This is a genomic window from Streptomyces sp. NPDC001401 (assembly GCF_042895385.1).
Lineage (GTDB): Bacteria > Actinomycetota > Actinomycetes > Streptomycetales > Streptomycetaceae > Streptomyces.
The window spans coordinates 1,630,507-1,653,007 of record NZ_JBIAWI010000001.1; the positions used below are offsets into that span (position 1 = coordinate 1,630,507).

Sequence of the window (22,501 nt, forward strand, 5' to 3'; positions counted from 1 at the left end):
CCGTGCCCCGCTTCAGCATCATCGTCCCCGTCTTCAAGGTGCAGGGCTTCCTGCGCGAGTGCATCGACTCGGTGCTCGGACAGTCGTACCCGGACTTCGAGGTGATCGCCGTCGACGACCGCTCGCCCGACGGCTGCGGTGCGATCCTCGACGAGTACGCGGAGCGCGACGAGCGGGTGCGGGTGCTGCACCTGCCCGAGAACGTCGGCCTCGGCCGGGCCCGCAACGCCGGTCTGAAGTGCGCACGCGGCGACTACGTCCTCTTCCTCGACAGCGACGACCACTACACGCCGGGCCTGCTGGGCGCGGTCGCCGACCGGCTGAAGTCGGCCGAGGACCCGGACATCCTGGTCTTCGACCACGTACGCACCCACTGGTGGGGCCGGGGCGGCCCGAGCGACGCCTCCGCCCTGCTGGCGGCCGCGGGACAGGACGTCTTCAGCCTCCGTGAGAGCCCGGAGTACGTCCATCTGTTCCTGGTCGCCTGGAACAAGGCGTACCGGCGCTCCTTCTTCCAGGAGCACGACCTGCAGTACGCGCCGGGCCTGTACGAGGACGCGCCGGTCACCTACCGGTCGATGGTCCTGGCCGACCGCATCGCCTGCCTGGACCGGATCGGCGTGGAGTACCGGCAGCGGCGGCAGGGCGCGATCACCAAGACGCCGGGGCGGCGGCACTTCGACATCTTCCCGCAGTACGAAGGCCTGTTCACGTTCCTGGAGGAGCGCGACGACCTCGCCTGGGCGCGCCCCCTCCTCTTCGAACGGGCCCTGGACCACATGCTGTTCGTGATCGCCCGCGAGGACCGGGTGACCCCCGCGGACCGCTCCGCCTTCTACCGCGAGATGCGCTCCTTCCACCGCCGCCACTGTCCCGAGGGCTTCACCCCGCCGGATGGCGCGCGCGGCTCCGAGATGCGGCTCCTGGCGACCGCGCCCTACGTCTCGTACGCGGCACTGCGCGGGGTCCGCGGTCTGCGCAGGATCGCCGGGGCGGGCAAGCGGCGTACGGTGGGCAGGGCGTCGGCGGCGGCCCAGCAGGTCTGGTACGCCGCCCAGTCGAGGCTCCCGCTCGACCCGCGCCTGGCCGTCTACTCGGCGACCCACCACGCGGGTGTGCACGGCGATCCGGCCGCGATCCACTCCACGGCCCGCGAACTCGCGCCGCACATCCACGGGGTGTGGGTGGTCCGGGAGGACGCGGTGGACTCGCTGCCGCCCGGTGTCGACCACGTGACGCCGGGCTCGCGGCGCTACCACGCGGTCATGGCACGGGCCACGTACTGGGTGAACAACGTCAACTGGCCGGGCTCGCTGGTCAAACGCCCCGGCCAGGTCCACGTCCAGACCCACCAGGGCACCCCGCTCAAGTACATGGGCGCCGACCTACTGGCCAAGCCGGGCGCCCGGCACGGCTTCAGCGTGCCGAAGATGCTGCACCGCGCCGACCGCTGGGATCTGAGCCTGGTCGCCAACCGGCATTCCGAGCTGGTGTGGGACCGGGCGTATCCCTGCCACTTCACCTCGCTGCGGACGGGCAGTCCGCGCAATGACGTGCTGGTCGACCCGCCCGCGGAGCACTCCACGGCCGTCCGCGCGCGACTCGGCATCCCCGCCGGGAACACGGTCGTGCTGTATGCGCCGACCCGCCGCGAGTACCGCCGGGGCGGCCACGTCGACCGGATCGACCTGGCGCGGTTCGCCGCGGACCTCGGCGCCGGGCACACCCTCGTCGTACGTCTGCACCCGTCCCTCGCCACCGGCACGGCGCGCGGGCTCGGCCTCGCCGATCTGCACGCGCGCGGCGTGCTCGTCGACGCGACGGACGAGCCGCACGTCGAGGACCTGATGCTCGCCTCCGACGTGCTGGTCACCGACTACTCGGCCCTGATGTTCGACTACGCCAACCTGGACCGGCCGATCGTGATCCACGCCGACGACTGGGGCGCGTACGCGGCGAGCCGGGGCGCCTACTTCGACATCACCGCCGAGGCGCCGGGCCATGTGTCGCGCTCCTACCGGGAGTTGGCGTGGCTGTTCACCTCGGAGACCTGGCGGGACGAGGAGTCGGCGGGGCTCAGGGCCGCTTTCCGGGAGCGGTTCTGCGAGTTCGACGACGGGCGGGCGGCCGAGCGCGTCGTGCGGACGGTGATGCTGGGCGAGAAGTTGCCGCAGCCCCAGGCCGCCTCAGTCCTGCCCGCTCCGGCCTCTGAGCGGGCTCACTCGATGCGGTGACGGCCTCGACCTGCGCCGGCTGCTGCCGGCGCAGGTCGAGTGATCCGGGGGACTTGCTCGACTTACTCGATGACGAGGTCGACCTCGATGTTGCCGCGGGTGGCGTTGGAGTAGGGGCACACCTGGTGGGCGGTCTCGACCAGCTTGCGGCCGGTCGCCTCGTCCACGGTGTCCGGCAGCTCGACGCGGAGGGTGACCTTGAGGCCGAAGCCCTCGCCCTGCTTGCCTATGCCGACCTCGGCGGTGACGGCGGCGTCGGTGACGTCGACCTTGGCCTGGCGGCCGACGAGGCCGAGCGCGCTGCCGAAGCAGGCGGCGTAACCGGCGGCGAACAGCTGCTCCGGGTTGGTGCCCTCGCCGTTGCCGCCCAGCTCCACCGGCGGGGCCAGCTTCAGGTCGATCTTGCCGTCGTTGGAAACGGCGCGACCGTCACGGCCGTGGGTGGCGGTGGCGACAGCGGTGTAGAGCGCGTCCATGGAAAACCATCCCTCTCGAGTCACTTTGCTCCGGCGGCTCTCTTGCGGCCGCCTCACGACCACAAGTAGAGCACACAATTCAATTGTGCACAACTAAATGGCTCGCAAGAGCTATCCTGGGGGACATGAGCAGCACGACGCCCACCACACCCACGGCAGCCACGACCGACTGGCTCCGCCTCGACCAGCAGATCTGCTTCTCCCTGAACGCCGCGTCACGCGCCTTCGGCGGCGTCTACCGCGTGATCCTCAAGGACCTGGGGCTCACCTATCCGCAGTACCTGGTGATGCTGCTGCTGTGGGAACACGGCGAGCTGCCGGTCAAGAAGCTGGGCGAACACCTGCGCCTGGACTCCGGCACCCTGTCCCCGCTGCTCAAGCGGCTGGAGACGGCCGGTCTGGTACGGCGTGAGCGCAGCGCCCGCGACGAGCGCTCGGTGGAGGTACGACTGACCGAGGAGGGCGCCGCCCTGCGCGACCAGGCGGTTCAGGTACCTCGCCGGATCGTCGCGGCGACGGGCTTCGACGTGGACGAGATCCGGGAGCTGCGGTCCCGGCTCGACGAACTCACCAGCGCGCTGGACGCGGCCACTGCGGCGGAGACGGAGACGGCGGGGCGGCGGACGTAGAGGAGGAAGGTCACGCGGCCGCTGACGTATCTCTCCCGGGCGATGAACTGCTCCTCCACGACCGCGAGTTTGACGCGCTCGGTCGGATTGGCCGGCAGCAGGCCCGAGCGCAGCACCCTCGACTGGCCGACGACCCAGACGCGGTCCACGCCGGCCAGCTTGCGCCGCAGCTCCGCCGGTGTGGTCTCGATGCCGCTCAGCGTCCCCGACCGCGGCCCGGACTCCCGCAGCGCGATGTCCCGGGCCCTGCGGAACGCCTTCGGATACGTCAGCGCCGTCAGCCGCCAGTTCGACGGCAGGAACAGCACCGGATCGCCGGGCCGGATGTCACGGGCGGCCCGGGCGGCGACGGCACCGAGGTTCTCGGGGCGGTGCCCCGGCGTGCGGTCCTGCCGGTACAGGGGGAGACACTGGACGAAGGCGAGGGCGACGGCCAGGACACCGGTGAGGGTACCTAGACGGCCGTAGCGCAGGCGGCGACTGGTCCACCGGCGGTCGTCGTCGTGTGGGCAGTCGTTCCGCCGGTCGTCGTGTGGGCAGTCGTTCCGCAGGGCGGAACGGGTGGGCACACGACGCCCCGCCAGCCGCAGGCGCCCCACCACCCCGGCCACCCACTCGGCGCCGGCGGCCACCAGCAACGGCGCCCCCGCCAACGCGTACAGCACATACCGCTCGTGAAACAGCGGCCGGATCTGCGACACGGCGATCAGGAGCGTCGGCGGCAGCACGAGCAGCGGAAGCGCGACCGCCGCCAACCGCCCCGCACCGAGCCCCAGCACCATCAGCGCGACGGACACCCAGAACACCGCCCCCTCCGGGCCGGCGGCGAAGTCCCGCATCAGCTGTCCCGCCTGGTCCCAGCCGGGTGTCACCAGCCACCCCACCTGCCCCGACTGCTCCTGCGACACCCACACCAAGGGCAGCAGAACGACCCCCACCAGCCCCGCCGCCCGGCCCCAGCCCAGCCACACCCTCCTCGGCACCCGCAGGAGCGCCAGCGTCAGTGCGTGCGCGCACAGCACCAGGGCGACCAGCTCGTGCAGCAGACAGGTCACGGCGAGGACACCCCCGTACCACCACCAACCGCGCCGCGAGCGCCCCTCCACCGCCCGTACCAGCAGCAGCGTCGCCGCCGCGACTCCCGCCGCGACGAGCGCGTACGACCGCCCCTCCTGCGCGTAGTGGCCGGCCACTGGGGTGACCGCGTACAGCAGCCCGGCCCAGAGCCCGACCCGCGGCCGGACCAGCCGTGCGCCGAGAGCCGCGACCAGACCGGCGGTCGCGGCAGCCCCGAACACGGACGGAAGCCGGAGGACGACCTCACCGGGGTGGACGGCGAGGACGACGTGCATGAACAGGTAGTACAGGCCGTGCACGGCGTCCAGGCCGTGCAGCAGCTGCCAGATCTGCGGCACCGTGCGCCGCCCGACCAGGAAGGTGACGCTCTCGTCGCCCCACATGCCGCCGCGGTCGAGTCCCCACAGGCCGATCGCGAGTATGACGACGGAGGGAACCGCCACGGCCACGACCTCCGCACGCACCCACCGACGGTTCGCCCGCCCCGCGTCCTCGCTCAGCACACGGCTGATTTTGTGCGGTTGGCAAGCTCTTACCGAGGATTGACGGTGTATTAGCACTCATACACCATTCGCCCGGCTTACGATCCGCGGTGATGAACGCCGTGACGAACGCCGTGATGACCGCCGCCGGAAAACGCCGCCTCCTCGCCCTCGCCGCCACCTGGCTCGCCACCCGCGCCCTGATGCTGTGGCTGCTCGCGCACGACGCGGTGCCCCTGCTCGGCCGTGGCTCGGTCGCACGGGAGGTGTGGCGCCTGTACCACCACTGGTACGGCATCCTCGCGCACGGCGCCTTCCCCGCACACGACCCGCTGTGGCAGTACCCGCCGGGCGCCGGCGCGGTGCTGCTGTCGCCCGCGCTGCTGCCGGGCCTGACGTACTTCCAGGCGTTCGTCGTCCTCACCCTCGCCGCCGACGCGGCGATCACGCTGGCGCTGGCCCTCGTGGGCATCCGCCCCGGCCGCAGGCTCCTCGGGGCCGCGATGTGGGTGTGCGGCCTCCCGCTCCTCCTGCACACGCCCCTCGCCCGCTACGACGTGCAGGTCACGGCCTTCGCCGTCATCGCCTTGTTGACGTTGCCGCGCTCCACGCGTGCGTGCGGGGTGTTCGCGGCGCTCGGCGCCCTGGTGAAGGTGTGGCCGGCGCTGGTGCTGCTGGGCACCCCGCGGGGGCGCACGACGCGTTCGGCGTGGGCGTGGGCCGCCGTCACCGGTGCCGGGTCGCTCGCGGTCCTCGCGGCGCTGTTCGCCCACCCGTTCTCCTTCCTGCGCCAACAGGGCGGGCGGGGCGTGCAGATCGAGTCGCTCGGCGGCACCGCACTCGCCCTCGCGACGCACGCCGGGTGGCCGGGGCAGGTCCGCTACCAGTACGGCGCGCTCGAGTTCACCGGACCGCACGTCCGGACCGTCGCACACATCTCCCTCGCGCTCACGGCGGTCGCCTTCGGACTGCTGCTCCTGTGGCGGCTGCGGGCCCGGCGCTGGACGCCCGCCACGCCGTACGACGCCGCCCTGAGCGCCGTACTGCTGTTCACCGTCACCAGCCGGGTGATCAGCCCCCAGTACATGATCTGGCTGCTGGGCCTGGCCGCCGTGTGCCTGACCTCGCGGCACACCGTGCAGCGCCCGGTGGCCGCCCTGATCCTGGCCGCGACCGCGATCAGTGCTGTCGCCTATCCGGTCCTGTACGACCAGGTCAGGGCCTGCACCTGGACGGGCTGCGCGCTGATGCTCGCCCGCAACGGGCTGCTCGCCGCAGCGGCCGTACTGTCCCTCACCCGCCTGTGGCGCTCCACCCGCCCGGTACCCGCAACCCCCGCGCCCGCGCGCGAACCGGGCCCGGTCGCCCGCCGCCTGCCCCAGCCTTCCGGGGCATAGGAACCGTTCTCGGCGCGGGACTGCGCCGCCTGCTTCACTGTTACCGCACCACCACGGGCCAACTGACGAGGGGACGGCCGCACATGACCTGGCTGATCACCGGCGGCGCCGGATACATCGGGGCGCACGTCGTCCGGGCGATGATCGAGGCGGGCGAGCGGGCCGTGGTGTACGACGACCTGTCGACGGGCATCGCCGAGCGCGTGCCGCGCGGTGTGCAGCTGGTGGTGGGATCGACGCTGGACGGCGAGCGGGTCGGGCGCGCCCTCGCGGTCCACGACGTCACCGGGGTCGTCCACCTGGCGGCGAAGAAGCAGGTGGGCGAGTCGGTGGAGCTGCCCCTGGAGTACTACCGGGAGAACGTCGAGGGCCTGCGCACCGTCCTGGAGGCGGTGACGGCGTCCGGCGTGGCGTCCTTCGTGTTCTCGTCCTCCGCGGCGGTGTACGGCCTGCCGGACGAGAACCTGGTGACGGAGGAGACGCCCTGTCAGCCCATCTCGCCGTACGGCGAGACGAAGCTGGTCGGTGAATGGCTGGTGCGCGCGACGGCCCGCGCGACAGGCCTCTCCACAGCCTCCCTCCGCTACTTCAACGTGGCGGGCGCAGCGGCCCCCGAACTCGCGGACACCGGCGTCCACAACCTGATCCCCATGGTCTTCGAGAAACTCACCGACAACGCGCCCCCGCGCATCTTCGGCGACGACTACGAAACCCCCGACGGGACGTGCGTACGGGACTACATCCACGTGATGGACCTGGCCGAGGCCCATGTGGCAGCCGCCCACGCGCTCCAGTCCTCGCCGGGCCGCGACCTCACCCTCAACATCGGCCGCGGTGAGGGCGTCTCCGTCCGCGAAATGATCGACCGGATCAACGCGATCACGGGCTACGACCGCCCCCCGACGGTCACCCCACGCCGCCCCGGCGACCCGGCCCGCGTCGTCGCCTCCGCCGACCGCGCCGCCGCCGAACTGGGCTGGAAGGCCAAGCACGACGTCCAGGACATGATCACGTCGGCCTGGGAGGGCTGGGTACGACTGCATCCGGGGGCGGCGCGCAGCTAGCCTGCGCGGCTTCGGCGAATGGGTCCTGCGGACTCCGGAGCCGGCGGCCCTCGCGCGGCGGCTGCACCGCCGGGGAGCCTGAAGCTACCGGTTGTTCAGATACGTCAGCACAGCCAGCACCCGGCGGTGGCCGCTGTCGCTCGGTGGCAGGCCCAGCTTGAGGAAGACGTTGCCGATGTGTTTGTGGACCGCGCGTTCCGTGACGACGAGGGTCTTGGCGATGGTCGCGTTGTCCTGGCCCTCGGCCATCAGCGTCAGCACCTCGCGCTCGCGCGGGGTGAGCGAGTCCAGGGGCGAGTCCTTGCGGCGGGTGAGGAGTTCGGTGACGACCTCGGGGTCGAGAGCCGTACCGCCGGCGGCGACCCGCTCCAGGGCGTCGAGGAACTCGTCGACCCGGCCGACACGGTCCTTGAGGAGGTAGCCGAGCCCGCTCGCGCCCCCGGCCAGCAGCTCTGCGGCGTACGACTCCTCGACGTACTGCGAGAGCACCAGCACCGGCAGCCCGGGGATCTGCGCGCGTGCCTCGAGCGCCGCGCGCAGGCCCTCGTCACGGAAGCCGGGCGGCATGCGCACATCGAGCACGGCGGCGTCGGGACGGTGCTCCAGGAGCGCGGGCAGGACCTCCGGTCCGGTGCCGGCAACGGCCACGACCTCGTGCCCGGCGGACGTCAGCAGAAGGACGAGGCCCTCGCGCAGCAGGGCGTTGTCCTCTGCGATCACGACTCTCACGGCAGTTCCGCCTCAACTCCGGTCACCGCACGCGGCGACTCGTTTTCGGCCGCCGGCGGCCGGGGACCGCAGCTTACTCACAGCGCCTTGAGGGCCTCCGCGGTGGCCCGCGCCAGCGCCGCCAGGTAGTCCTTCGGCAGCTTCGGGCTGCGGATCACCACCGAGCGCCAGTACAGGGGCCCGGAGATCAGGTCGAGCGCCAGGTCCTCGTCAAGGTGCCCGTTGATCTCACCGCGCTGCGCCGCCGCCACGATGATCTTGAGGGCCACGCCTTCCTGCCCCTCGCGCAGGGTCTTCTGCATGGCCTCGGCGATCTCCGGATTGCGGGCCGCCTCGGCCTGCAGGTCCGGGATGATCTGCGAGGCCACCGGGTGCCGCAGGGCGCGGGAGGTGACCTCGTACAGCAGCCGCAGGTCGCCCTCCAGGGAGCCCGTGTCCGGCGTCGGCAGGCCCATCACCGCGATCGCCGAGACGACGTCGAGGACCAGGTGCAGCTTGGAGCGCCAGCGGCGGTAGACCGCGGTCTTGCCGACGCCCGCGCGGCGCGCGATCCCCTCGATGGACATCCGGGCGTAGCCGACGGCCGCGAGTTCCTCGAAGACGGCCGCGCGGATGGCTTCCGTCACGTCCTCCCGGAGTACGGCCGCCCCGGCGGGGGTTCGGCGGCGCGGACGCGTCTGGGGCTCGTCGGCGTTCGTCGTCATGCGGACCAGCATAGGGCGTTGCGACGAAACGGTTGCGTCCTGACGCGGGTGGCGTTGCGACGAAACGGTGCCGTCCCGACGCCGCCGACCGACGAACACGTTACGACGAAACGGTTGCGTTCCGACGCCGATTCGGCCTACGCTCACGTTGCGACGATACGGTCCCGTCCCGACGTAAGAGAACGTGAAGAGAAGCGTAAGGAAACGCCGGGCAACGGACCGTCCGGCCGACGGGCCGAGCGCCCGCACCCCCCTCCCCCGAGTGAAAGCAGCGGATGTGAGCCAGGTCCTCGACACACCGCCCCCGACGCCGGCCCCGGCCGACGACGACCTCGCGGCCCTCGCCGCCCGCCACGGCCTCTCGGTCAGCGGTGCCCGCCCCTCTCTGCCCGAGTACGTGCGGCAGCTGTGGGATCGGCGTCACTTCATCACCGCCTTCGCCACCGCCAAGCTCACCGCGCAGTACAGCCAGGCGAAGCTCGGCCAGGTCTGGCAGGTCATGACCCCGCTGCTGAACGCGGCGGTGTACTACTTCATCTTCGGCGTCCTGCTCGGCACCAAGCGGCACGTGCCGGACTACATCCCGTTCCTGGTCACGGGCGTGTTCATCTGGACGTTCACCCAGAGTTCGATCATGGCGGGCACCCGCGCGATCTCCGGCAACCTCGGCCTCGTCCGGGCACTGCACTTCCCGCGGGCCGCGCTGCCGATCTCCTTCTGCCTCCAGCAGCTGCAGCAGCTGTTGTTCTCGATGGCCGCCCTGGTCGTCATCCTGCTCTGCTTCGGCGTGCCCGTCGCCTTCTCCTGGGTGCTCGCGATCCCTGCCCTGGTGCTGCAGTTCACCTTCAACGCCGGCGTCTCGATGATCATGGCGCGGATGGGTGCGAAGACCCCCGACATCGCCCAGCTGATGCCGTTCGTGCTGCGCACGTGGATGTACGTCTCGGGCGTCATGTGGAGCATCGACAAGCTGACCAAGAACGACCACCTGCCCCACTGGGTGACGCTCGCCCTGCAGACCCAGCCGGCCGCCGTCTACATCGACCTCATGCGCTACGCGCTGATCGACAGCTTCCACGCCCACCAGCTGCCCCCGCACGTGTGGGCGGCGGCGACGGGCTGGGCCCTGCTCGCCGGCGTCGGCGGGTTCATCTACTTCTGGAAGGCTGAGGAGACGTACGGCCGTGGCTGAGCACATCACCGAGCGGACCCCCGTGCCCGCGGACAGCACGATCCCCACCGTCGTCTGCGACAACGTCGACATCGTCTACCGGGTCAACGGCACCGGCGCCGGACGCGGCTCCGCGACCGCCGCCCTCAACCGCATGCTGCGCCGCCAGCAGGCCGAGAAGGCGGCAGGCGTGCGCACGGTGCACGCGGTCAAGAAGGTCTCCTTCGTCGCGTACAAGGGCGAGGCCATCGGTCTCATCGGCACCAACGGTTCCGGCAAGTCGACGCTGCTCAAGGCGGTCGCGGGCCTTCTCCCGGTGGAGAACGGCCACATCTACACCGACGGCCAGCCCTCCCTCCTCGGCGTCAACGCGGCCCTCATGGGCGACCTGACCGGCGAGAGGAACGTCTTCCTCGGCGGCCTCGCCATGGGCATGTCCCGCGAGGAGATCAAGGAGCGCTACCAGGACATCGTCGACTTCTCCGGCATCAACGAGAAGGGCGACTTCATCACCCTCCCCATGCGCACGTACTCCTCCGGCATGGGCGCCCGGCTGCGCTTCTCCATCGCCGCCGCCAAGGACCACGACGTGCTCCTCATCGACGAGGCGCTCGCCACCGGCGACCGTTCCTTCCAGCGGCGCTCCGAGGAGCGCATCCGCGAACTGCGCAAGCACGCGGGCACGGTGTTCCTGGTCAGCCACAACAACAAGTCGATCCGCGACACCTGCGAGCGGGTCCTGTGGCTGGAGCGCGGCGAGCTGCGCATGGACGGCCCGACCGAGGAGGTCATGGTGGCGTACGAGGAGTTCACCGGCGGCGCCGACAAGGCCAAGCCGAAGGCCGCCTGAGCACTGCGTCTTTTGCACGCAAGGGGGCGCCCCGAGCCGATCCGGCCCGGGGCGCCCCCTTCGTCGTAGAAGACGTGCTGGAAGACGTACCGCCTACGAGTGCGTCCGCAGCAGCGTCCTCATCGTCCGCATCGCCACCGACAGATTGGCGAGGTCGAACGTCTCCGAGCCCTGGATCTCCTCCAGGGTCGTGCGCGCCCGGCCCAGGATCGCGGCGTTCTTGTCGTTCCACGCCTTGAAGCGCTGCTCGGGGGTCGAGGTGCCGTTTCCGACCGCCAGGACGTCCGCGGTCAGCGCCGCGTGGGCCGCGTACAGGTCCTCGCGGATGGAGGCGCGGGCCATGGACTGCCAGCGGTCGGCGCGCGGCAGCTCGATGATGCGGTCCATGAGCTGGGTGATGTGCAGACGGTCGGCGAGGTCGTAGTAGACCTCGGCGACGTCCAGCGGCTCCTTGCCCATGCGGTCGGCCACCGAGACGATGTCCAGCGCCGGGAAGGCGGAGGAGAACCCGGCCACCCGGGTGGCGACCTCGTCCGGGACGCCGGCGCCCGTCAGCTCGTCGTAGATCTGCTGCCACCACTCCAGGTCCGCGCCGCGCAGCAGCTTGGTGAGCTGCTGCCAGACCTGTTCGACGCGCTCGGCGAAGAACTCGACCGTCTCGGCGAGTTGCAGCGGCTGCGGCCGGTTGTTGAGCAGCCAGCGCGTGCCGCGCTCCACCAGGCGGCGCGAATGCAGCCGGATACGGGTCTGGACGGCGGCCTCGACCTGGTTGTCGAGGTCCTCCACCCCGTCCCACACCGGTGCCGAGCGGAAGATCGCGCGGGCCGCGGTCTGCGCCCTCACGATCTCCTCCAGCGAGGCGCCGGTCTCCTCGCGCAGCCGGTGCAGATAGGTCGTACCGCCTGTGTTGACCGTGTCGTTGACCAGGACGGTCGTGACGATCTCGCGGTGCAGCGGGTGGCTGTCGATGTGCTCGGGGAACTTCTCGCGCAGCGCCGTCGGGAAGTACGCGTGCAGCAGGCTGCGCAGGTACGCGTCGTCCGGCAGCGAGGTGTGCAGCAGCTCCTCGGCGACCGTGATCTTCGTGTACGCCAGCAGGACGGCCGTCTCCGGGCTGGTGAGGCCCTGGCCGGAGGTGAGGCGCTCACGGATCTGGCGGTCGGCGGGGAGGAATTCCAGCGCCCGGTCGAGGTGGCCCTCGCGTACCAGGTGACGGATGAACCGCTGCTGGGCGTGGAGCATGTCCTTGGACTGGGCCAGCGCGTTGGCGAGCGCCGTGTTCTGCGCGTAGTTGTTGCGCAGGACCAGCGCGCCGACCTCGTCGGTCATCTCGGCGAGCAGCTTGTTGCGCTGCTTGACGGTCATGTCGCCGTCGGCGACCAGGCCGTTGAGCAGGATCTTGATGTTCACCTCGTGGTCGGAGGTGTCCACGCCCGCGCTGTTGTCGATCGCGTCCGTGTTGATCTTGCCGCCGTGCCGTGCGAACTCGATCCGGCCGAGCTGGGTCAGCCCCAGGTTGCCGCCCTCGCCGACGACCTTGACGCGCAGGTCGGCGCCGTCGACCCGGATCGGGTCGTTGGCCTTGTCGCCGACGTCCGCCTGGGTCTCCGTGCTGGCCTTCACATACGTACCGATGCCGCCGTTCCACAGCAGGTCCACCGGGGCCTGGAGGATGGTCTTCATCAGGTCGGCCGGGGTCATCTTGGAGACCTTGCCCTCGATGCCGAGGGCCTCGCGGATGTGCGAGTTGAGCTGGATCGCCTTGGCGGTACGCGGGAACACGCCGCCACCGGTGGAGATGAGCTCGGTGTTGTAGTCGGCCCAGCTGGAGCGCGGCAGCTCGAAGATGCGGCGGCGCTCGCCGTACGAGGTCTCCGCGTCCGGGTTCGGGTCGATGAAGATGTGCCGGTGGTCGAAGGCGGCGACCAGGCGGATGTGCTCGCTCAGCAGCATGCCGTTGCCGAACACGTCACCGGACATGTCGCCGATGCCGACGACCGTGAAGTCCTCGCTCTGCGTGTCGACGCCCAGCTCCCGGAAGTGCCGCTTGACGGACTCCCAGGCGCCGCGGGCCGTGATGCCCATGCCCTTGTGGTCGTAACCGGCCGAGCCACCGGAGGCGAAGGCGTCGCCGAGCCAGAAGTTGTACGTTTCCGCGACCCCGTTGGCGATGTCGGAGAAGGTGGCGGTGCCCTTGTCGGCGGCGACGACCAGGTAGGTGTCGTCCTCGTCGTGCCGTACGACGTCGGCCGGGGGCACGACCTCGCCGGCGACCATGTTGTCGGTGATGTCGAGCAGCGCCGAGATGAACGTCTTGTAGCTGGCGATGCCCTCGGCCAGCCATGCGTCCCGGTCCACGCTCGGATCCGGCAGCTGCTTGGCGACGAAGCCGCCCTTGGCGCCGACCGGCACGATGACGGTGTTCTTCACCATCTGCGCCTTGACCAGGCCGAGGATCTCGGTCCGGAAGTCCTCACGCCGGTCGGACCAGCGCAGACCACCGCGCGCGACCTTGCCGAAGCGCAGGTGCACGCCCTCCACGCGCGGCGAGTACACCCAGATCTCGTACGCCGGGCGCGGCGCCGGCAGGTCGGGGATCGCCTGCGGGTCGAACTTCATGGACACGTACGCGTGCGGCTTGCCGCCCGCCGCCTCCTGGAAGAAGTTCGTACGGAGGGTCGCCTTGATGACGGTCAGGAAGGACCGCAGGATCCGGTCCTCGTCGAGGCTCGCGACCTGGTCGAGGGCCGCATCGACCTCTTCGAGCAGGGCGTCGACGATCTCGTGCCCGGCCCTCTGCCGGTCCGGTGACATCCGCGCCTCGAACAGCGAGACGAGCAGCCGGGTGGTGTGGACGTTGTTGCGGAGGGTGTCCTCCATGTAGTCCTGGCTGAAGGTGGAACCGGCCTGGCGCAGGTACTTGGCGTACGCCCGCAGCACCATCGCCTGCCGCCAGTTCAGCCCGGCGCTCAGCACGAGCGCGTTGAAGCCGTCGTTCTCCGCCTTGCCGGTCCAGGTGGCGGCGAAGGCCTCCTGGAAACGCTCGCGGCCGTCGTCGCCGAGGTAGTCGCCGCTGCCGTTCTGCAGCTTGGGCATGCGCAGGCCGAAGTCGTAGATCCACGCGGTGGTGCGGTCCGAGCAGCGCAGCTCGTACGGCCGCTCGTCCGTGACCTCGACGCCGAGCCGGCTGAGGGCCGGCAGCACGGCGGACAGGGAGACGGCCTCGCCCTTGCGGTAGATCTTGAACCGGCGCTCCTCGGGGGCGGCGCCGACGGGCTCGTACAGGCTGAGGGAGAAGTCCTGGCCGTTGTGGGCCTGTGCCTCGCTGAGGTGCTCGAGGTGGACGAGGTCGGCGACCGCGGCACGCGAGGTGTGGTCGGCCTTGTAGCCCTCGGGGAAGGCGTTGTTGTAGCGGCGCAGCAGTTCGGCGGCGCGCTCCTCGCCGCACTCGGCGTTCAGCGCCTCGGCGAAGCCGTCGGCCCAGGAGCGGGCGGCCTCCACCAGACGGGCCTCGATGCGCTCCTTGTCGGCGTCGGACAGCTGCGGCAGCTCGGTGCCCTGCGGGACACGGACCACGAAGTGCAGCCGGGACAGGATCGACTCGGTGTTCCAGGCCGTGAAGTCGACGCTGATGCCGCCGAGTTCCTCCTTCAGGATGTCGATGATCCTGAGGCGGACGCCGGTGGTGTAGCGGTCGCGCGGGAGGTAGACGAGAGCCGAGTAGTAGCGCCCGTACTCGTCCTGCCGCAGGTACAGCCTCAGCCGCCTGCGCTCCTGCAGGTACAGGACGGAGGTGGCGATGGACTCGAGCTCGTCGGCCGGGGTCTGGAAGAGTTCGTCGCGCGGGTACGTCTCCAGGATCTGCAGCAGGTCGCGCCCGTCGTGGCTGTTGGGCGAGAAGCCGGCGCGCTCCAGAACCTCCTCGACCTTGCGGCGGATGACCGGGACCCGGCGCACGGACTCGGTGTAGGCGGCGGAGGAGAACAGACCGAGGAAGCGGCGCTCGCCGACGACGTTGCCGTCCGCGTCGAACTTCTTGACGCCGATGTAGTCCAGATACGACGGCCGGTGGACGGTGGCCCGGCTGTTCGCCTTGGTCAGGACCAGGAGCTTGTGCTCGCGGGCCTTGGCGCGGGCGTCGGCGGGCAGCCGCTCGAAGGACGGGCTCACCGGGTGGCTGTCGTCCCCGGCGTGCTGCGGGTCGGAGCGCAAGATGCCCAGCCCGGTGCCGGGCACGGCGGCCAGGGAGTCGTCGTCCCGCAGCTGGTACTCGCGGTAGCCGAGGAAGGTGAAATGATCGGCGGACAGCCAGCGCAGCAGCTCGCGGGCCTCCTCGATGTCCTGCTCACGCAGCTCGGTGGCGACGGGCTCCTCGGGCAGTTCGTCGGCCATCCTCAGCGCCGCGTCCCGCATCTTGTCCCAGTCCTCGACGGTCTCGCGGACGTCGGACAGGACGCGCAGCAGGTCGGCGGTGATCTGCTTGAGGTCGCCGCGGTCGGTCTCCCGGTCGATCTCGACGTGGATCCAGGACTCGGTGTGCGCGTCGTGCGGCAGATCGCCGCCCGGCTGCGCGCTGAGCACCTCGATGAGCTTGCCGGTGACATCCCGGCGGACGATGACCTGGGGGTGGATGACGACGTGGATGCCACGTCCCTGCCGCGTCAGCTCATTGGTGACGGAATCGACGAGGAAGGGCATGTCGTCGGTGACGACCTCGACGACGGAGTGGCTGCACGTCCACCCGTTCTCCTCCACCGTGGGCGTGTGGACCCGCACGTTGGCCGTGCCCTGGGGGCGGTTCTCGGCCAGCCGGTAGTGCGAGAGCGCGGCTCCGAAGATGTCGACCGGGTCGCGGCCGCTGAGGTCCTCCGGGGCGGTGTGCAGGTAGTAGCGCTGGAGGAACGCGAGCACGGTGTCCCGGTCGGGGGTGCTCTCGTCCGTCGTCCCAGTCGGTAGGTGCCCCCCGACCGGGCTGTTCTCAGCTACCCGGGCAGCCCTCTCGAGCAGCTCGGCCTTGGCTTCGTCCAGCTTGGTCTGCATTGTCCTCTGGCTCCTGTCGCGCGCCGTTGCGTGACGTAGAAGGAAGTACGGTCTCTTCCCCTGCGGCTCGACGCCACGGCCCGGGTTCTCCGGTCTGCTCCGACGCTATGCCGCAAGGTGAGATGAGCGGGAAGATATGAGCCATATTTGAGCTGCCCCGAGGGTGTGACGCTGCTCTCTGCGGCGTCCGCGTCCAGGGGGTGAATGGCATCCCGGGAGACCTTCCGGCCCCGTCCTGCCCGCGAAGACCAGCGACCGCCGCCCGGTCACGGAGATGGTCCGTGTTCACCGGGCGCAGGGCAGGGGCAACGATGCCCCCGCGAGCTATCGCGCTGATCACGCCATAAGGCTATCGCTCAGTACGGGGGCCCCGTCATGAGCCGTATGTGTACAAAACCGGGGGTGGAACTTTGACACTCTGCACAGAGGCAAACCCCCCACGGTCGTGCGGGTCGACGATACGAACCCCTCATCCGATCCCCCTTGCTCGAAAACGGCCGGACCCCTTGGCAAGGGCACCCCCCAAGAGGCACGTTGCCCATGACAGCGCACACCCGCCCGAGGGGAGCCGCCCGACATGACCGCGAAAATCCTCATCGTCACCGGCGACGCAGCAGAGTCACTCGAGGTCCTGTACCCCTACCAGCGCCTCCGCGAGGAGGGCTACGACGTGCACATCGCGGCCCCCACCCGCAAGAAGCTCCAGTTCGTCGTCCATGACTTCGAACCCGGCTTCGACACCTATACCGAAAAGCCCGGCTACACCTGGCCCGCCGACCTCGCCTTCGCCGAGGTCGACCCCGGCCAGTACGCGGCCCTCGTCATCCCCGGCGGCCGCGCCCCGGAGTACCTCCGCAACGACCCCGAACTCCGCAAGATCCTCAAGTCCTTCTTCGACGCGGACAAGCCGGTCGCCCAGATCTGCCACGGCCCCCTGCTCACGGCGGCGGTCGACGGCCTCCGTGGCCGCCGCGTCACGGCATATCCCGCACTGGAACCGGACATGCAGGCCGCCGGCGCCAGCTTCCAGGACGCCGAGGCGGTGGTCGACGGCACCCTGGTCTCGTCCCGTGCATGGCCGGACCACTCGGCGTGGATGCGGGAGTTCTTGACGGTGCTGCGGGCGAAGGCGCCGGTGACCTGACGCAGCCGGGGACGGCCGCCCCCGCCACACCGCCTGCGGGCAGCCCCACCACGCCGTGCCGCCTGCGGGCAGTCGTGCCGCTGGGGCGGCTCCCGTCCCAAAGAGAGCGGCACCCGCCTAGCGCGGCGAGCGAAACCCACCCCTCAGCCGGCCCCCTGCTCAGGGCACCTATGCGGCCAGCCGCTCCGCTTCCGCGACGGCCTCCGCCAACGAGTCCACCACCGGCACCCCCACCTCTTCGAGGCTGGCACGGCCGTGCGAACCGCCGGTGTACAGCACCGCACCCGCCCCCACATGCCGCGCGGCCACCGCATCATCGGCGGCGTCGCCGATCACCACGGTACGAGCCGGGTCCACACCGGCGAGCGAGCCGAGGTGCCGCACCATGTGCTCCGCCTTGCTGCCCCCCGAGGGCCCGGTCCGCCCGTCGACGCGTATGAAGTGCGCCTCTATCCCGAACCCCCGCACCAGCGGGACGAGTTCGTCGTGCGTGTACATGCTGAGGATCGACTGGCTGCGCCCGGCCGACCCCCATCCGGCGAGCAGCTCCGTCGCCCCCTCGGTCAGCCCGCAGCCGACCCTGTGCTCGGCGTAGTACCGGTGGAAGGTCTCGTCCATGACCTCCCATTCGGCGTCCGTCGGCAGCCGGCCCATGAGCCGCTCGTAGAACTTCGGCACCGGCACGCAGTACAGCGCCCGGTACTGCTCCATCGTGATCGGCTCAAGACCCAGCTCGGCGAACGCCGCGTTCGTCGCACCGATGATCGCGTCATTGTCGTGGAACAGCGTCCCGTTCCAGTCCCAGACGATGTGCGCCCCTGTCTGCTTCCCCATGCCAAAAACGTACCCGCCGCCACTGACAATCAAGAGCTCTGCAGGTCAGAGGGACATTAAGCCGGCGTGGAGGGCGCAGGGGGGCGGGGGACTCAGTCTCCGAGCCCGACCAGGTTGGGGATCTCCTGCGTCGCGTACCACAGCAGTTCGTGGTCCTCGGCCCCGTCCACAACGAACTGTGCGTCGTCGTCCCCGCGGTCCGCCGCGTCGAGCGCCCCGGCCGCGGCGGCCACGTCCTCCTCCGCGTCATCGAGGTCGACGTGCACGGCAGCCGCCTTGGCCAGCGCCACGGTCCCGGTCACCCTCACCTCGCCGAGCGCGGCCGGGTCGAGGCTCCGGTCGGGGTCGGCGGACGCCGCGCCGTCGGGCACGTCGACGGCGACCACGACCCGGCGGCGTACCGCCCCGGGGTCCGCGGCCAGCAGCCGCAGCGAGGCCAGCGCGGCGCGGTTGAGCGCCGCGTACTCCAGTTCCTCGATGTCGTCGGAGAGGTACCACTCGCGCAGGGCGGGCGTGACGGCGTACGCGACGAGCGGCCCTGCCCCCAGCTCTCCCGTCTTGTACGCCTCGGCGAGACCGGAGAGGGTCAGGGGGACGTAGACGCGCATGGCTGGCCGCTTTCGTGGTCGGTGGCTGGGCGCGCTCACGCGCCTCCTGGAGGGCCTTCAGGATACGTGCGGGAGTCCCCTTTCGAGTCCCTGCCCACATGCCCGGAGGCGTCCACTTCGGGCCTCGGAATTCACCCGGCCCACCTCCGTGATCACGGGGTTCCACGCCCCCTCCATCACCCTGATAGGTGAAGATTCCGGCCACCCCGACCCGGCTCCCCGCGTCCTTGCTGCCGCCGCCCCTCGCCCCGTACAAGATCCCCAACGCCAAGTTACCGACCGGTATCAGCCGGGTTCACCGAACGGGGACGCGCATGCACAAGGTCATGACCAGGGCACAGCACCAGCCGGGCGCCCGCCCGCCCGGCCGCCGTGACTCCCGCCGCCCCGGCGGCGCTCCGCCCCGCACCCCGGGCGGAACCCCGACTCGCACCGCCCCGGGCGGCGGCCGCCCACCGGGCTCCCGGGCAGGCGGCCTCTCCCCGAGCACCAGGCCCGCCGACAACCGCCCGCAGACGGCTCCTGCCGCTCCGGCCAGGAGCGCGAACGCCGCCCGCACCGGGCCGGTCCGCCCTCCCGGCCCGGCCGCCCGGCCCAAGGGCGCCACGACCACCACCACGGCTCCAGGCGGTGCCGCCGCGGCCACCCCCGCCCGCACCACCACCCACGCCCCACCGAACGCGCTTCCCGCCCCGACCGCCGGGAACACCCTCGGCCACCCGGCCTGCCCCGCCGTCCACGCCGGGGCGCACCCCCGGCCGGTCCCCCAGCCCCGCCCTACCGACGTCTTCGCCGACCTCCTCCTCGCGGTGCTGAGCGGTCAGCGCCCCGTCCACTCGATGCTGCGGCACACTGCGGGCCGGGCCTACGACGAACTGGCCTGGCTCGCCGAACGCGGCCCCCTGCGCACCCGCGGCGCCCGCCCGGTCGTCCGCGACATCGGCTACTACGAAGCCCGTCCCGGTGCCGTCGAGGCCTTCGCCCGCATCGGCGCCGGAGACCAGCTGCGGGCCATGGCCTTCCGCCTGGAACGGGGCCGGGACCTGCGCTGGCGCTGCACGGCGGTGGAACTCGGCGGGCCGCGCCCGCCGCGCCCCACCGGCGACGACTAGACGGCCCCGAGCCGCACCTCCGTACGCCGAAGGGCCGGGCCACCCCGAGGTGACCCGGCCCTTCAAGCCGCTACGGCGTTACCGACGCCGCCGGTTACTTCTTGCGGCGGCGCCCGCTACGGGACTGCTTGCGCCGCTCCGCGCGCGTGAGACCGTCGGCCTCCGAGCGCACCGGCTCCTCGTCGCCGACGAAGTCGCCCTCGATGGTGCCGCCCTCGCCGTCCACGGTCGGCGCGGAGAAGTGCAGGTTCCGGCGCTGCGGAGCGTCCAGGCCCTTGGCACGGATCTCCGGGCGGCTGCCCGCCTGGGCCGGCACCACGTCCTGCTTCTCCATGTCGACCGGCTCGGCGTCCTCGACCGGGACCTCCTCGACCTGCTGCTCGACCTGGACCTCCAGGTTGAACAGGTAGCCGACGGACTCCTCCTTGATGCCCTCCATCATGGCGGTGAACATGTCGAAGCCCTCACGCTGGTACTCGACCAGCGGGTCCTTCTGCGCCATCGCGCGCAGGCCGATGCCCTCCTGGAGGTAGTCCATCTCGTAGAGGTGCTCGCGCCACTTGCGGTCCAGGACCGACAGCACGACCCGGCGCTCCAGCTCACGCATGATCTCGGAGCCGAGCTGCGCCTCGCGCGACTCGTACTGCTCGTGGATGTCGTCCTTGATGGACTCGGAGATCCACTCGGCGGTCAGACCGGCCCGGTCGCCGGCCGCCTCCTCCAGCTCCTCGACGGTCACCTTCACCGGGTAGAGCTGCTTGAAGGCGCCCCACAGCCGCTCGAGGTCCCAGTCCTCCGCGAAGCCCTCGGCGGTTTCCGCGGAGATGTACGCGTCGATCGTGTCGTCCATGAAGTGCACGACCTGCTCCTGCAGGTCCTCGCCCTCCAGGACGCGGCGCCGCTCGCCGTAGATGACCTCACGCTGGCGGTTGAGGACCTCGTCGTACTTCAGGACGTTCTTACGCGTCTCGAAGTTCTGCTGCTCGACCTGCGACTGGGCGGACGCGATCGCGCGCGTGACCATCTTGTTCTCGATCGGCACGTCGTCCGGGACGTTCGCCATCGACATCACGCGCTCGACCATCTGGGCCTTGAAGAGCCTCATCAGGTCGTCGCCGAGCGAGAGGTAGAAGCGGGACTCGCCCGGGTCGCCCTGACGGCCGGAGCGACCGCGGAGCTGGTTGTCGATACGCCGCGACTCGTGCCGCTCGGTGCCCAGGACGTAGAGCCCGCCGAGTTCCTTGACCTCTTCGAACTCCGCCTTCACCGCCTTCTCGGCACGCTCCAGTGCGTCGGGCAGGAAGTGGGCCCACTCCTCGATGTGCTCCTCGGGATCGAGGCCGCGCTGGCGCAGCTCCGCCTCGGCGAGGTCGTCGGGGTTGCCGCCGAGCTTGATGTCCGTACCACGGCCGGCCATGTTCGTCGCGACGGTCACGGCGCCCTTGCGGCCGGCCTGGGCGACGATCGTCGCCTCGCGGTCGTGCTGCTTGGCATTCAGCACCTCGTGCTGGATGCCGCGCTTGGAGAGCTGCTGCGAGAGGTACTCGGACTTCTCGACCGACGTCGTACCGACGAGGATCGGCTGGCCCTTCTCGTGCTTCTCGGCGATGTCGTCGACGACCGCCTCGAACTTCGCGACCTCGGTCCGGTAGATCAGGTCCGACTGGTCCATGCGGATCATCGGCTTGTTCGTCGGGATCGGGACGACGCCGAGCTTGTAGATCTGGTGGAACTCGGCCGCCTCGGTCATCGCCGTACCGGTCATGCCGGAGAGCTTGCTGTAGAGGCGGAAGAAGTTCTGCAGGGTGATCGTGGCGAGCGTCTGGTTCTCGTCCTTGATGTCCACCCCTTCCTTCGCCTCGATCGCCTGGTGCATGCCCTCGTTGTAGCGGCGGCCGGCGAGGATACGGCCGGTGTGCTCGTCGACGATCATGACCTCGCCGTCGATGACGACGTAGTCCTTGTCCTTCTTGAAGAGCTCCTTGGCCTTGATGGCGTTGTTCAGGTAGCCCACCAGCGGCGTGTTCACCGACTCGTAGAGGTTGTCGATGCCCAGCCAGTCCTCGACCTTGCTGACACCGGGCTCGTGGATGGCGACCGTGCGCTTCTTCTCGTCGACGTCGTAGTCGCCGGTCTCCTCCTCGCCCTTCAGCTGGTTGCCCGCCTCGCCCTTCTTCAGGCGCGTGACCAGCTTGGCGAAGTCGCCGTACCACTTGGTGGCCTGGTCGGCCGGACCGGAGATGATCAGCGGCGTACGGGCCTCGTCGACGAGGATGGAGTCGACCTCGTCGACGATGGCGAAGTTGTGGCCGCGCTGCACCAGTTCGTCCTTCGACCACGCCATGTTGTCGCGCAGGTAGTCGAAGCCGAACTCGTTGTTCGTGCCGTACGTGATGTCGCACTCGTACTGCTGGCGGCGCTCGGCCGGCGTCATGTTGGCGAGGATGCAGCCGACGCTCAGGCCGAGGAACTTGTGGACGCGGCCCATCATTTCGGAGTCGCGCTCGGCCAGGTAGTCGTTCACCGTGATCAGGTGAACGCCCTCCCCGGAGAGGGCGTTCAGATACGCGGGCAGCGTGCCCACCAGGGTCTTGCCCTCGCCGGTCTTCATCTCGGCGACATAGCCGAGGTGGAGCGCTGCGCCACCCATCATCTGGACGTCGTAGTGACGCTGTCCGAGGACGCGCTTGGCGGCCTCGCGCACGGTGGCGAACGCTTCGGGAAGCAGGTCGTCCAGACTCTCGCCGTCGGCGTAGCGCTGCTTGTACTCATCGGTGAGGGCCCGCAGCTCGGCGTCGGAGAGGTCGACAAAGTCCTCTTCGATGGAGCTGACCTGGTCCGCGATGCGGTGCAGCTTGCGCAGGATTTTACCTTCGCCTGCACGCATGATCTTCGAGAGGACGGACACGGGGGTTGGTCTCCTTGCCGGTCGGGCCTGGGACGGTCGGTT

Annotated in this window: 15 protein-coding genes and 1 pseudogene; 8 read left to right on the forward strand and 8 right to left on the reverse strand. The window is 70.4% G+C overall.

From position 1 onward, the window contains the following. Window positions 1–2: 2 nt before the first annotated feature. The gene (locus ACFY10_RS07510; protein ID WP_390664075.1) at window positions 3–2,234 is read left to right on the forward strand and encodes a CDP-glycerol glycerophosphotransferase family protein; all 2,232 of its coding nucleotides are present in this window, start codon (window positions 3–5) and stop codon (window positions 2,232–2,234) included. Between the two features lie 62 nt (window positions 2,235–2,296). Here ACFY10_RS07510 and ACFY10_RS07515 read toward each other — a convergent pair whose 3' ends face one another. Next, entirely contained in the window at window positions 2,297–2,710 is a 414-nt protein-coding gene (locus ACFY10_RS07515; protein ID WP_361270992.1) for an organic hydroperoxide resistance protein, read from the reverse strand. Window positions 2,711–2,835: 125 nt separating this feature from the next. Between ACFY10_RS07515 and ACFY10_RS07520 the strand changes: the two genes are divergently transcribed. After that, window positions 2,836–3,339, forward strand: a complete 504-nt coding sequence (locus tag ACFY10_RS07520; RefSeq protein ID WP_390664076.1) for a MarR family winged helix-turn-helix transcriptional regulator — start codon at window positions 2,836–2,838, stop codon at window positions 3,337–3,339. A 980-nt stretch (window positions 3,340–4,319) separates the two neighbouring features. On the opposite strand, the pseudogene ACFY10_RS07525 reads toward ACFY10_RS07520, so the two are convergent. Further along, window positions 4,320–4,799: pseudogene (locus tag ACFY10_RS07525) on the reverse strand (glycosyltransferase family 39 protein); the annotation flags it as partial. Between the two features lie 212 nt (window positions 4,800–5,011). Here ACFY10_RS07525 and ACFY10_RS07530 point away from each other — a divergent pair. Together ACFY10_RS07530 and galE are read left to right on the forward strand one after the other, a co-directional pair. Next, a complete protein-coding gene (locus tag ACFY10_RS07530) occupies window positions 5,012–6,295 on the forward strand; it encodes a glycosyltransferase 87 family protein (RefSeq protein ID WP_390664077.1) in 1,284 nt (427 codons plus the stop codon). An 83-nt stretch (window positions 6,296–6,378) separates the two neighbouring features. Next, complete coding sequence (gene galE, locus ACFY10_RS07535) at window positions 6,379–7,359, forward strand: UDP-glucose 4-epimerase GalE (protein WP_390664078.1); 981 nt, start codon at window positions 6,379–6,381, stop codon at window positions 7,357–7,359. Window positions 7,360–7,443: 84 nt separating this feature from the next. On the opposite strand, the gene ACFY10_RS07540 is transcribed toward galE, so the two are convergent. Both ACFY10_RS07540 and ACFY10_RS07545 read right to left on the reverse strand, forming a co-directional pair. Beyond that, entirely contained in the window at window positions 7,444–8,088 is a 645-nt protein-coding gene (locus ACFY10_RS07540) for a response regulator (protein ID WP_390664079.1), read from the reverse strand. Window positions 8,089–8,165: 77 nt separating this feature from the next. Further along, the gene (locus ACFY10_RS07545) at window positions 8,166–8,792 is read right to left on the reverse strand and encodes a TetR/AcrR family transcriptional regulator (RefSeq protein WP_390664080.1); all 627 of its coding nucleotides are present in this window, start codon (window positions 8,790–8,792) and stop codon (window positions 8,166–8,168) included. A gap of 277 nt (window positions 8,793–9,069) precedes the next feature. Here ACFY10_RS07545 and ACFY10_RS07550 point away from each other — a divergent pair, with 277 nt between their 5' ends. Then, a complete protein-coding gene (locus tag ACFY10_RS07550; protein WP_390664081.1) occupies window positions 9,070–9,984 on the forward strand; it encodes an ABC transporter permease in 915 nt (304 codons plus the stop codon). Then, window positions 9,977–10,813, forward strand: a complete 837-nt coding sequence (locus tag ACFY10_RS07555; RefSeq protein ID WP_390664082.1) for an ABC transporter ATP-binding protein — start codon at window positions 9,977–9,979, stop codon at window positions 10,811–10,813. Before ACFY10_RS07550 ends, ACFY10_RS07555 begins: the two co-directional genes overlap by 8 nt. 93 nt (window positions 10,814–10,906) lie before the next feature. On the opposite strand, the gene ACFY10_RS07560 is transcribed toward ACFY10_RS07555, so the two are convergent. Then, window positions 10,907–15,853, reverse strand: a complete 4,947-nt coding sequence (locus ACFY10_RS07560; protein ID WP_390664083.1) for an NAD-glutamate dehydrogenase — start codon at window positions 15,851–15,853, stop codon at window positions 10,907–10,909. Between the two features lie 577 nt (window positions 15,854–16,430). Between ACFY10_RS07560 and ACFY10_RS07565 the strand changes: the two genes are divergently transcribed. Then, window positions 16,431–16,997, forward strand: coding sequence for a DJ-1/PfpI family protein (locus ACFY10_RS07565; protein ID WP_390664084.1), 567 nt, complete (start codon window positions 16,431–16,433; stop codon window positions 16,995–16,997). Between the two features lie 168 nt (window positions 16,998–17,165). Here the strand turns inward: ACFY10_RS07565 and ACFY10_RS07570 are convergent, their stop codons facing one another. After that, the gene (locus tag ACFY10_RS07570) at window positions 17,166–17,831 is read right to left on the reverse strand and encodes an HAD family hydrolase (protein WP_390664085.1); all 666 of its coding nucleotides are present in this window, start codon (window positions 17,829–17,831) and stop codon (window positions 17,166–17,168) included. Window positions 17,832–17,923: 92 nt separating this feature from the next. Then, complete coding sequence (locus ACFY10_RS07575) at window positions 17,924–18,439, reverse strand: DUF6912 family protein (protein ID WP_390664086.1); 516 nt, start codon at window positions 18,437–18,439, stop codon at window positions 17,924–17,926. 314 nt (window positions 18,440–18,753) lie between these two features. Between ACFY10_RS07575 and ACFY10_RS07580 the strand changes: the two genes are divergently transcribed. After that, complete coding sequence (locus ACFY10_RS07580; RefSeq protein WP_390664087.1) at window positions 18,754–19,551, forward strand: Rv3235 family protein; 798 nt, start codon at window positions 18,754–18,756, stop codon at window positions 19,549–19,551. A gap of 94 nt (window positions 19,552–19,645) precedes the next feature. Here the strand turns inward: ACFY10_RS07580 and secA are convergent, their stop codons facing one another. Next, window positions 19,646–22,459 carry a preprotein translocase subunit SecA gene (secA, locus tag ACFY10_RS07585; RefSeq protein WP_390664088.1) on the reverse strand — a complete coding sequence of 938 codons (2,814 nt, stop codon included), beginning with the start codon at window positions 22,457–22,459 and terminating at the stop codon, window positions 19,646–19,648. Window positions 22,460–22,501: the final 42 nt, after the last annotated feature.